This is a genomic window from Propionibacterium acidifaciens, assembly GCF_003798325.1.
Classification (GTDB): Bacteria; Actinomycetota; Actinomycetes; order Propionibacteriales; family Propionibacteriaceae; genus Propionibacterium; species Propionibacterium acidifaciens.
The window spans coordinates 2580328-2591258 of record NZ_CP033719.1 but is presented as its reverse complement, the minus strand read 5'-3'; the positions used below and the strand labels follow the sequence as shown (position 1 = coordinate 2591258).

The following is a 10931-nucleotide window of genomic DNA, read 5'->3' as shown; positions in this document are numbered from 1 at the left end:
GTGCGCGCCCTCAGGCCGCGACCACAGTGCCGTGGCGGGTCGTCGACGCGGTCGGGTTCTCGCCGTTCCCGATCTCGGCGACGAGGAGCTTCTCGCTCACCCGGCGGAAGATCTCCGACATCGGCACGCGAAGGGCGGTGCAGATCGAGGAGAGCAGCTCGCTCGAGGCCTCCTTCTGGCCCCGCTCCACCTCGGAGAGGTAGCCAAGACTCACCCGGGCGGACAGCGAGACGTCACGAAGAGTGCGCCCCTGGCTCATGCGGCGCTCCCTGAGCGCCTCACCGAGCAGTTCACGGACCAACAACGGCTTCACGTTCTCTCCCCTCGCCGGTTGCGCGGCCCCGCCCTCCGATGGAGGTCGGCCCCGCGGTCACACTGGGTTCAACAGGCCATGACGCCGATTCATTCCCGTCGGGCGAACATTCCCGGACCCCGGTGCGGGCGGGCCGGGGCCCCGGTGCTATGGGGCCGGGCGCTGCGAGAGCGCCTCGACCGTCAGCCGGAGGGCGCGGCGAACGGTCTCCTCGCGGATCCGGGCGCGGTCGCCGTCGAGCGCGAGCCGGTGGGTGCGCGTGCCGTCCGGGGTGCGGGCGCCGACCCACACCGTGCCGGGGGCGACGCCGTCCTGGCCGAGGGGCCCGGCCGTGCCGGTGACCGCGACGGCCACGTCGGCCCCGCAGACCCGGGCCGCCCCCTCGGCCATCTCGCGGGCGGTCCGCTCGTTGACGACGCCGTGGGCGGCGATGAACGCGGCGTCGACCCCGGCCAGTGAGGCCTTGAGCCCGCTGGCGTAGGTGATGAGCCCGCCCCGGAAGACGTCCGAGGCGCCGGGCACGGCGGTGAGCGCCCAGCCGATGCCGCCGCCGGTGATCGACTCGCAGGTGGCGAGCAGCAGGCCGCGCCGCCGGCAGAGCGCGAGGAGCCGCTCGGCGAGCGCCCCGGTGCCCCCGTCCACGCCGCCCGTCCCTCAGTGCCGGGCGCTGTAGTCGATGGGGTGGCCGGCCCGCAGCGCGTCGCGGCGCAGCCGGTGGGCGTCGAAGACGTAGTCGATGCCGGTCAGGACGGTGAGCGCGAAGGCCGCCCACATGATGAACCAGCGCAGCGCCCAGAACCAGGTGACGGTGTCGGGGACCTGCACGAGGAACATGGCCAGGGCGACGCCCTGGAGGGTCGTCTTGAGCTTGCCGCCGCGCTTCGCCGCCATGACGCCGTACTTGAGCACGCGGAAGCGCATCACGGTGATGCCCCATTCGCGGACGAGGATGACGAGGGTGATCGGCCAGGCCAGCTCGCCGATGATCGACAGGCCGACGAAGGCCATGCCGGTGAGCGCCTTGTCGGCGATCGAGTCCCAGATCTTGCCGAAGTTGGTGACCTGGTGGTATTTGCGGGCGATCCGCCCGTCGGCGAGATCGGTGAGGATGGCGATGACGAAGACGGCCGTCGCCCAGTGGCGCCAGACGTGGTCGTGCGGGTGCGTGAGCAGGACGAGCGCGAAGACCGGCACGAGGACCAGGCGCAGGATCGTCAGGATGTTCGGGACGTTCCAGGCGAAGGCCAGTGTCGTGTCCTGCTGCTCGGGCCCGCTCGCCTCAGGCTCGCTCATGCTCGCCGCACCCCCGTTCCGCTTCGTTCCGCACGCCCGCACCGGCACCGGTCAGGGGCTCGGCGACCAGATCGGCGCCGTTCGCTGCCACCACCGTAGCCGCCACGAGACCGCCCACGCGGGGCGGCTCACCGCCGGGGGCGGTGCGCAGCTCGGTGACGCCGTCGACCTCGGGCCCCTGGTGGGCGGCGCGGCCCTCGACGAGGCCGTCCTCGACGCGTTCGACGAGCACGCTCACCGGCTCGCCGATCCGCTCGGCGGCGCGCTGGTCGACGAGCTCGTCGACGAGATCGGCGATACGCCGGTGGCGGGCCGCGATCCCGTCCTCGTCGAGGTGCCCGTCGAGCCGCTCGGCCGCGGTGCCCTCCTCGTCCGAGTAGCTGAAGACCCCGGTGACGTCGAGGCGGGCCCTCGTGAGGAAGTCGGCGAGGACGTCGACGTCCTGCTCGGTCTCGCCGGGGAAGCCGACGATGACGTTGGAGCGGATGCCGGCCCGGTGGGCCCGCTCGCGGATGCGCCCGAGGAGCCCGAGGAAGCTCTCGGGGTCGCCGAAGCGGCGCATGCGGCGCAGCACGGCGGGAGCGGCGTGCTGGAAGCTGATGTCGAAGTAGGGCACGACCTTCTCGGTGCCGACCATCGCGTCGAGGAGCGAGGGGCGCAGCTCGGCGGGCTGCACGTAGCTGACCCTGATCCACTCGAGCCCGTCGATCCGCGAGAGCTCGGCGAGCAGCCCCTCGAGCGCCCGCCGGTCGGCCAGGTCCTTGCCGTAGCTCGACGAGTTCTCCGAGACGAGCATGATCTCGCGCACCCCCTGGTCGACGAGCCAGCGGGCCTCCTCGACGACCAGGGCGGGCTCGCGCGACAGATGGGCGCCGCGGAAGCCCGGGATGGCGCAGAAGGCGCAGCGGCGGTCGCAGCCGGAGGCGATCCTCAGCGGGGCCCACGGCTCGTGGCCCAGGCGGCGGCGGGGCGTCCGCGGACCGGACGCGGGGGCCAGGCCCGCCGGCAGCTCCCCCTGGTGGCCGGGCACCGCCGTCGGCGCCAGGTGGCGGTCGACGGGGGCGAGGGGCAGCAGCGTGCGGCGGTCCCGGCGGGGCGCCGGAGCGCCGGGGCGTCCGCCGGCGAGGACCGTGCGGAGCCGTTCGGCGATGTCGGTGTAGTCGTCGAAGCCCAGGACGGCGTCGGCCTCGGGCAGGGCCCGCGCCAGCTCGCGGCCGTAGCGCTGCGCCAAGCAGCCGACGGCGACGACGGCCCGGGCGCGGCCGCCGGACTTGAGGTCCGCGGCGGACAGGATCGTGTCGATGGAGTCCTTCTTGGCCTGCTCGATGAAGCCGCACGTGTTGACCACGAGCGCGTCGGCCTCGGCGGGCTCGGCGACGAGGGCGAAGCCACCGGCCTCGAGTCGCCCGGCGAGCTCCTCGGAGTCGACGTCGTTGCGGGCGCAGCCGAGACTGATGAGGTGCACTGTGGTCCTGCCCATGATGGTCTCAGTATCCACCGCCGCGCCCGCGGGCGCGAACCGGCCGGCGCACCTCAGGCGGCCTCGCCCGACAGCGAGGCGAGCGTCTCGGGCAGGTCGTCCGGCTTGACGAGCACGTCGCGGGGCTTGGAGCCCTCCGACGGCCCGACGACGCCGCGGGTCTCGAGGATGTCCATGATGCGCCCGGCCTTGGCGAAACCGATGCGCAGCTTGCGCTGGAGCATCGAGGTGGAGCCGAGCTGCAGCTCCACGACCTGGCGGCAGGCCTCGAGGACCAGCTCCAGGTCGTCGCCGATGTCCTCGGCGACCTTCTTCTCGCCGCCGGCAGGGACGGTGACGTCGGCGCGGTACTGGGGCTCCAGCTGGGACTTGACGCGGTCGACGACCTCGCGGATCTCGGCCTCGGTGACCCAGCTGCCCTGGACGCGCTTCGGGTTGGCGGCACCCATCGGCAGGAAGAGGCCGTCGCCCTGGCCGACGAGGCGCTCGGCGCCGGTCTGGTCGAGGATGACCCGCGAGTCGGTGGCCGAGCTCGTGGCGAAGGCCAGCCGCGAGGGGATGTTGGCCTTGATGAGGCCGGTGACCACGTCGACCGAGGGGCGCTGGGTGGCGAGGACGAGGTGGATGCCGGCGGCGCGGGCCAGCTGGGTGATGCGGACGATCGACTCCTCGACGTCGCGGGGGGCGACCATCATGAGGTCGCTCAGCTCGTCGACGACGACGAGCAGGTACGGGTACGGGGAGAGCTCGCGCTCGGAGCCGGGGGGCAGCTGCACCTGCCCGGCGCGCACCGCCTTGTTGAAGTCGTCGATGTGGCGGAAGCCGAAGGCGGCGAGGTCGTCGTAGCGGTGGTCCATCTCCTGCACGACCCACTCGAGGGCCTGGGCGGCCTTCTTCGGGTTCGTGATGATGGGCGTCACGAGGTGCGGGATGCCCTCGTACTGGTTGAGCTCGACGCGCTTGGGGTCGACGAGGATCATGCGGACCTCGTCGGGGGTGGCCCGGACCATGATCGAGGTGATCATCGAGTTCACGAAGCTCGACTTGCCCGAGCCGGTGGCGCCGGCGACGAGCAGGTGCGGCATCTTGGCGATGTTCGCCAGGACGACGCGGCCCTCGACGTCCTTGCCCAGGCCGACGATGAGCGGCTTGTCGTTGGCGCGGGCCTGGGGGCTGCGGAGGACGTCGCCGAGGGAGACGACCTCCTTGTCCTTGTTCGGGATCTCGATGCCGATGGCGGACTTGCCGGGGATGGGGGACAGGATCGTCACGTCGGGCGAGGCGACCGCGTAGGCGATGTTGCGCTGGAGGGCCGTGACCTTCTCGACCTTGACGCCGGAGCCGAGCTCCACCTCGTACTGGGTGACCGTCGGGCCGCGCGTGTAGCCGGTGACCTGGGCGTCGATGCCGAACTCGCTGAACACGGACTGGAGGGCGTCGACGAGCCCGTCGGAGGCCGCGGTGCGGGCCCTGGGCGCCGAGCCGGGCTTGAGCAGGGACAGCTCGGGCAGGGTGTACTGGACGTCGCCGGACAGCTGGAGCTGCTCGACGCGCGCGGGCATCTGGGCGTGCTCGGGGGCCGCGAGCCCGGCGGGCTCCGGCTCGGGCTCGGGGGCCGGCAGCGGCAGCGCGTGCTGCTCGGGCTCGGCGGCCGAGGGCCGCGCGGCCGGTTCGGGCGCGTACTGCTCGTGGGCCCCGGCCCGCGCGGCCGGCGCCTGCGCGGGACCGTCGGGGGACTCCGCGTCGAAGACCTCCTCGGGCCCGCCGGTCGGCTCGGGGCGCGCGCCCGCGCGGCGGCCGCGGGGCCGGTGCTCCTCGATGATCGGGGTGTCGTAGGCCTCGTCGACGCCGTACTTGAGCGACCTGCGCTCGCGGCGGGCGGCCATGGCCCTGTCGCGGCGGTCCTGGGCCCCGGTGAACGCGTCGCGGACCTGGTCGACGATCTCGTAGACGGGCCTGCCGACGATGACGAGCAGGCCGAACAGGGCGACGAAGAACAGCAGCACGCCGGTGAGCCAGGCGGGCATGAGCTGGTTGAGCATGGAGCTGGAGATGTAGCCGATGATGCCGCCGCGGGCGCGCATCCGGTCGATGACGGCGGGGCCGGGCAGCGGCGACTCGGTGACGTTGATGAGGCCCAGCAGGCCCATGAGGAAGAGGGTCCACCCGACGAGCTGACGGCCGGCCGGGCCGTTGGCCTCGGGGTTGCGCAGCGTGCGCCACGCCATGGCGCCCAAGAGGAAGGGCAGCACGCAGCTGACCGCGCCGAAGATCGTGCTGCAGACGACGCGGATGCCCGTCCCGAGCGCCCCGGGCACGCCGAACCAGAACTCGGCGGCGACGACGATGGCGACGACGAGCAGCGCCAGGCCGGCGCCGTCGCGGCGCAGGGCCGGGTCGAGGTCCCGCGCGGAGCGGCCGATCCTCCGCACGCCGGCGCCGAGCGCGCCGGCCAGCCCGGACCACGCCACGCCGAGGGCGTGGAGCAGCGGGTTGGGGCGCGACGCGCCGCGCGCCCGGCCCCTGGAGGACCTGGCGCGGGTGGACTTGGATCTGTTGCCCCCGCGGGTGCGCGTGCCCGCGGCCCGGCTCGTCGCGTTCGAGGAACGCTTCGAACCGCTGCGGGCGCCGGACCGCGACGGGGAAGACACGCGGGTCGCCATGGGGCTCAGGCTACCCGCTGCCCCCGGGGGCTGCCAGTCCACCCGCCGGGGGCGGGCGGGAACCGGTCTCAGGCCCGGAAATGCTCCCAGCCGCCCTCCCCGCTCCATGCGGCGCCGTCGACGGTGACCCCGGGGGCCGTCCCGTCGGTCTCGGCGACCGCGCCGACCTCGACCCACCCGTCGGGCACGGCGCCGGCGGGGAAGGTCGCGGCGAGGGCGTGGTCCTCGCCGCCGGTGAGGACGAAGCCGAGCGGGTCCTTGCCGGTGGCCGCGGCGACGGCCCGCACCGGGTCGGGCAGCTCGAATGCGTCCGAGCGCAGGTCGATGCGCACGTCCGAGGCGTCGGCGATGTGGCCGAGGTCGGCGATGAGCCCGTCGGAGACGTCGATCATCGCGGTGGCCCCGGCCCGGGCGGCCTGCCGTCCGGCGCCGTAGGGCACGAGGGGGACCCGCTGGGAGTCGACGGCCGCCCGGGGGCTGCGGAAGCCCCGCCCGAGCGCCGCCAGCCCCGCGGCGGCCCAGCCGAGCCGGCCGCGGCAGGCGACGACGTCCCCGGCACGGGCGCCGCTGCGCGGGACGGGCTCGCGGCCCTCGGTCTGGCCGATGACGGTGACGCAGAGGGTGACGTCGCGAGCGCTCGTCGTGTCGCCGCCCACGAGGGTCAGCCCGGCGGCGTCGGCCTCGGCGCGCAGCCCGGTGGCGACGTCGTGCACCCACTGGACGGGCAGGTCGCCGGGCACGCCGAGCCCGACGTTCATGACGAGCGGCGTGACGCCCATGGCCTCGAGGTCGGCCGCGTTGACGGCGACCGCCTTGCGCCCGATCTCGGTGCCGCTGGACCAGTCGCGGCGGAAGTGGACGCCCTCGACGAGCATGTCGGTGCTCATGACGGCCGAGCCGTTCACGAGGAAGACGGCCGAGTCGTCCCCGGGGCCGGTCGCCACGGCGGGCGGCATCGACAGGTCGCGGACGATGTCGGCGATGATGCCGAACTCGCCGACGTCGGCGACGGTGCGGGCATGGGATGAGGTGGTGCTCGGCATGGGGTCAACGCTAGCGGGTCCGGGGCGCCGGCGCCGTCCCGGACCCGCCGCGGCGCCGCGGCTCAGCGCAGCACCGTGGCCGGCCTGGCCAGGGCCTGGTCGACGAGGGCGTCGACGAGGGCGGGGTACTCGATGCCGGTGGCCTGCCACATGCTCGGGTACATCGAGTGCGCGGTGAAGCCGGGCATCGTGTTGATCTCGTTGACCACCACGCCCCCGTCGGGCAGGACGAAGACGTCGACGCGGGCCAGGCCCTCGCAGTCGAGCGCCTCGAAGCAGGCGACGGCCGTGGCGCGCACGCGCTCGGCGACGTCGGCGGGCAGCTCGGCGGGCACCCGCAGCTCGACCTGCTCCTCGGGCAGGTACTTCGCGTCGTAGTCGTAGAAGCCGCCGTTGGCGTGCATGACGATCTCGCCGGGCCGCGAGGCCCGGGGGGCGCCTCCGGCGACGCCGAGCACGCCGCACTCGACCTCCCGGGCGCCGACGACGCCCTGCTCGACGACGACCTTCGGATCGGCGGCGCGGGCCGTCCCGACGGCCTCGGCGAGCCGGGCGGGGTCGGTGACGCGGCTGATGCCCACCGAGGAGCCGCCGCGGGCGGGCTTGACGTAGACGGGGTAGCGCAGCTCGGCGTTCACGCGGGCGAGGCAGCCCCGGCGGTCGTCGCGCCACCGGCCGGGCGTGATCGTCAGCCACGGCACGAGCGGGATGCCGGCCTGCTCGAAGCAGGTGCGCATGAAGGCCTTGTCCATGCCGTTGGCGCTGCTCGTGACGCCGCAGCCGACGTAGCGCAGGCCGAGGATCTCGAAGTGGCCCTGGATGCAGCCGTCCTCGCAGTAGGCGCCGTGCATGACGGGGAAGGCGACGTCGACGTGGACCGGGTCGACGAGGCGGTCGCCCTCGAGGGTGGCCAGGCGCACGCCGCCGGGCTCGCGCACCATGACGGCGCGGGGGCGGTCCTCTCCGATCGCCGGGAGCCTGCCGTCCTCGACGCGGAGGGCCCCGATCTCCTCGACCGTGTACCGGTGCCAGACGCCCCGCTTGTCGATGCCGATGCCGTGCACCTCGTAGCGGGACGGGTCGAGTGCGCCGAGCACGCCGGCCGCCGTGAGGCACGAGACCTCGTGCTCGCTGGACTGGCCGCCGAAGACGACGGCGATCGTGACGCGCTCATCAGCACCCATCGTGATTCCCTTCTGGAGGACCGCCCCCAGCGTAGCGGTGGGCCGGACGCCCGGCGCCCGGGCCTCGGCGGGCGCTCAGCGGACCGCCTCCTCGGCGGGCACGCGCCGCCGACAGCCGGGGTGCCAGCGCCCGACCGGGGCCCGCTCGCCCCTGGCGAGCCCGGTCTGGGCGGTGATGGCGTCCATGATGCGCACGGTGGCCTCGCGGACCGCGGCGCGGTCGTGGTCGCCGCGGCCCGCCAGGTCCGACAGCTCGACGGCCGGCCCGGCCCGCACGACGACGTCGGTGCGGCCGAACAGGTGCGGGCGGGCGGGGCGGCGGCGCGACGGGACGACGAGGTTCGCGCCCCACTGCCCGATCGGGACGACGGGCGCGCCGGTGGTCAGCGCCAGCCTCGCCGCCCCCGTGTGGCCGGCCATCGGCCACTCGTCGGGGTCGTGGGTGAAGGTGCCCTCCGGGTAGACGATGACGGCCCGTCCGGCGTCGAGCATCCCCCGGGCCGCGGCGAGCGAGTCGGCGGCCCGCACGGATCCGCGCTCGACGGGGATCTGCTCGATGCCGCGCAGCAGCGGGCCGACGACGGGCAGGTCGAAGAGGTTCGCCCTCGCGAGGAAGTGCGGCCAGCGCCCTGCCTGAACGGTGAAGCGCCCCACGACGACGGGGTCGAGGTTGCACAGGTGGTTGGGCGCGAGGATGACCGGGCCGGTGTCCGGGATGTTCTCCCGGCCGATGCAGTGGAGCCGGCACACCGGCGCGAGGAGGGCGTCGGCCAGCGGCGGCAGCGACGCGAAGAGTCGCGTCGTGGGCTCGTCGTTGACGCGCCCCAGCCTGCCCCGGTAGGGGCGGCGGGCCTGCCCCAGCGGGTCCACGGTCCCGCGCCTCAGGCGGCCGGGGCCCCGGCGCCGCGCTCGGGGGTCGTCGGCATGAAGGCGGGACGGCGGGCCTCGTAGGCGGCGATGTCGTCGGCGTGCTGGAGGGTGACGGCGATGTCGTCGAGGCCCTCGAGCAGGCGGTGGCGGGTGTGGTCGTCGAGCTCGAAGGAGTGGGTCCGGCCGCCGGCCTCGATCGTGCGCGTGAGCAGGTCGACGGTGATCGACCGGCCCGGCTCGGCCTCGCAGAAGGCCCACAGCTCCTCGACGACCCCCTGCGGCACGGTGGCCAGCAGCAGGCCGGCCTTGCCGGAGTTGCCGCGGAAGATGTCGCCGAAGCGCGAGCCGATGACGACCCGGAAGCCGTAGTTCTGCAGGGCCCACACGGCGTGCTCGCGAGAGCTTCCGGTGCCGAAGTCGGGGCCGACGACGAGGATGGAGCCGGCGCGCCAAGCGGGCCGGTTGAGGACGAAGTCGGGATCGTCGCGCCAGGCGCTGAACAGGCCGTCCTCGAATCCGGTGCGCTCGATGCGCTTGAGGTAGGCGGCCGGGATGATCTGGTCGGTGTCCACGTTGGAGCGCCGCAGCGGGACCGGGACGCCGGTGTGCCTCGAGAACTTCTCCATGCCAGCTGCTCCTTCAGTCCAGGTCGGCCGGTGCCGACAGGTGGCCAGTGACGGCGGTCGCGGCGGCGGAGGCCGGGCTCACCAGGTGGGTGCGTCCGCCCTTGCCCTGGCGCCCCTCGAAGTTGCGGTTCGAGGTGGACGCGCTGCGCTCGCCGGGGCTCAGCCGGTCGGGGTTCATGCCCAGGCACATCGAGCAGCCGGCGTGGCGCCACTCGGCGCCGGCCTCGGTGAAGACGCGGTCGAGGCCCTCGGCCACGGCCTGCCGGCGCACGGCGTCCGAGCCGGGGACGACGAGCATGCGCACGGAGTCGGCGATCCGACGCCCCCGCATGACCTCGGCGGCGGCGCGCAGGTCCTCGATGCGGCCGTTCGTGCACGAGCCGAGGAAGACGGTGTCGATCGCGATGTCGCGCATCGGGGTGCCGGCCCGCAGGTCCATGTACTCCAGCGCGCGCTCGGCGGCGGCGCGCGCCGCCGCATCGGCGAAGTCCTCGGGGAAGGGCACCCGGGCGTCCAGCGGGACGCCCTGGCCGGGGTTGGTGCCCCATGTGGCGAAGGGGGCGAGCCGGGAGGCGTCGAGGTGGACCTCCTCGTCGTAGCGGGCGTCGGGGTCCGAGCGCAGCGAGAGCCAGTGGGCAACGGCCTCGTCCCGGTCGGCCCCGGCGGGGGCGTGCGGGCGGCCCTCGACGTACTCGACGGTGGTCTCGTCGGGCGCGACGAGACCGGCCTTGGCGCCCCACTCGATCGACATGTTGCAGATCGTCATGCGGCCCTCCATCGACATCCGCTCGATGGCCCCGCCGCGGTACTCGACGACGTGGCCCTGGCCGCCGCCGGTGCCCTCCTGGGCGATGAGGGCGAGGATGAGGTCCTTGGGCGTGACGTCGGGGCCGGGCTCGCCGTCGATGAACACGCCCATGGTGCGGGGGCGGGCCTGGGGCAGGGTCTGCGTGGCGAGCACGTGCTCGACCTCGCTCGTGCCGATGCCGAAGGCGAGGGCGCCGAAGGCGCCGTGGGTGGCGGTGTGCGAGTCGCCGCAGACGATCGTCATGCCCGGCTGGGTCAGGCCCAGCTGCGGGCCCATGACGTGGACGATGCCCTGCTCGGCGTCGCCGAGGGGGTGCAGGGGCACGCCGAACTCGGCGCAGTTCTCGCGCAGGGTCCGCACCTGGAGGGCGGAGACGGGGTCGGCGATCGGCCGGTCGACGTCGGTCGTGGGGACGTTGTGGTCCTCGGTCCCGACGGTCAACTCCGGACGGCGCACGGCGCGCCCGGCGAGGCGGAGGCCCTCGAACGCCTGGGGGCTCGTGACCTCGTGGATGAGGTGCAGGTCGATGTAGAGCAGGTCGGGCTCCCCGTCGCCCGAACGGACCACGTGGTCATCCCAGATCTTCTCAACCAGAGTTCTCGCCATGAGTTCGATCCTAGCCCTTGTTATATCAAAATGCGAGATGCTAGT

General features: G+C 74.1%; 10 protein-coding genes. All 10 read right to left on the bottom strand.

Annotation, left to right across the window (positions count from 1 at the left end; genetic code table 11):
• Positions 1 to 10: 10 nt before the first annotated feature.
• Positions 11 to 313, bottom strand: coding sequence for a helix-turn-helix domain-containing protein (locus EGX94_RS11105; RefSeq protein ID WP_021798606.1), 303 nt, complete (start codon positions 311 to 313; stop codon positions 11 to 13).
• 147 nt (positions 314 to 460) lie between these two features.
• The gene (locus EGX94_RS11100; RefSeq protein ID WP_021798603.1) at positions 461 to 955 is read right to left on the bottom strand and encodes a CinA family protein; all 495 of its coding nucleotides are present in this window, start codon (positions 953 to 955) and stop codon (positions 461 to 463) included.
• 12 nt (positions 956 to 967) lie between these two features.
• Positions 968 to 1606, bottom strand: a complete 639-nt coding sequence (gene pgsA / locus EGX94_RS11095; protein ID WP_021798605.1) for a CDP-diacylglycerol--glycerol-3-phosphate 3-phosphatidyltransferase — start codon at positions 1604 to 1606, stop codon at positions 968 to 970.
• A complete protein-coding gene (gene rimO, locus EGX94_RS11090) occupies positions 1593 to 3086 on the bottom strand; it encodes a 30S ribosomal protein S12 methylthiotransferase RimO (RefSeq protein ID WP_123826317.1) in 1494 nt (497 codons plus the stop codon). Before rimO ends, pgsA begins: the two co-directional genes overlap by 14 nt.
• 53 nt (positions 3087 to 3139) lie before the next feature.
• Positions 3140 to 5749 carry an FtsK/SpoIIIE family DNA translocase gene (locus EGX94_RS11085; RefSeq protein WP_192962654.1) on the bottom strand — a complete coding sequence of 870 codons (2610 nt, stop codon included), beginning with the start codon at positions 5747 to 5749 and terminating at the stop codon, positions 3140 to 3142.
• Positions 5750 to 5817: 68 nt separating this feature from the next.
• The gene (locus tag EGX94_RS11080) at positions 5818 to 6792 is read right to left on the bottom strand and encodes a thiamine-phosphate kinase (protein ID WP_028706767.1); all 975 of its coding nucleotides are present in this window, start codon (positions 6790 to 6792) and stop codon (positions 5818 to 5820) included.
• Positions 6793 to 6854: 62 nt separating this feature from the next.
• On the bottom strand, positions 6855 to 7976 hold the full coding sequence (locus tag EGX94_RS11075; RefSeq protein ID WP_021797241.1) for a D-alanine--D-alanine ligase family protein: 1122 nt from the start codon (positions 7974 to 7976) through the stop codon (positions 6855 to 6857).
• Between the two features lie 75 nt (positions 7977 to 8051).
• Entirely contained in the window at positions 8052 to 8846 is a 795-nt protein-coding gene (locus EGX94_RS11070) for a lysophospholipid acyltransferase family protein (protein WP_192962652.1), read from the bottom strand.
• 11 nt (positions 8847 to 8857) lie between these two features.
• Entirely contained in the window at positions 8858 to 9472 is a 615-nt protein-coding gene (leuD, locus tag EGX94_RS11065) for a 3-isopropylmalate dehydratase small subunit (RefSeq protein WP_021797734.1), read from the bottom strand.
• A 13-nt stretch (positions 9473 to 9485) separates the two neighbouring features.
• Positions 9486 to 10886, bottom strand: a complete 1401-nt coding sequence (leuC, locus tag EGX94_RS11060; RefSeq protein ID WP_021797733.1) for a 3-isopropylmalate dehydratase large subunit — start codon at positions 10884 to 10886, stop codon at positions 9486 to 9488.
• Positions 10887 to 10931: the final 45 nt, after the last annotated feature.

Coding starts and splice junctions, on each gene's coding strand:
- leuD (WP_021797734.1), bottom strand. CDS start 9,472: ATGGAGAAGTTCTCGAGGCACACCGGCGTCCCGGTCCCGCTGCGGCGC.
- pgsA (WP_021798605.1), bottom strand. CDS start 1,606: ATGAGCGAGCCTGAGGCGAGCGGGCCCGAGCAGCAGGACACGACACTG.
- leuC (WP_021797733.1), bottom strand. CDS start 10,886: ATGGCGAGAACTCTGGTTGAGAAGATCTGGGATGACCACGTGGTCCGT.
- EGX94_RS11080 (WP_028706767.1), bottom strand. CDS start 6,792: ATGCCGAGCACCACCTCATCCCATGCCCGCACCGTCGCCGACGTCGGC.
- rimO (WP_123826317.1), bottom strand. CDS start 3,086: ATGGGCAGGACCACAGTGCACCTCATCAGTCTCGGCTGCGCCCGCAAC.
- EGX94_RS11075 (WP_021797241.1), bottom strand. CDS start 7,976: ATGGGTGCTGATGAGCGCGTCACGATCGCCGTCGTCTTCGGCGGCCAG.
- EGX94_RS11085 (WP_192962654.1), bottom strand. CDS start 5,749: ATGGCGACCCGCGTGTCTTCCCCGTCGCGGTCCGGCGCCCGCAGCGGT.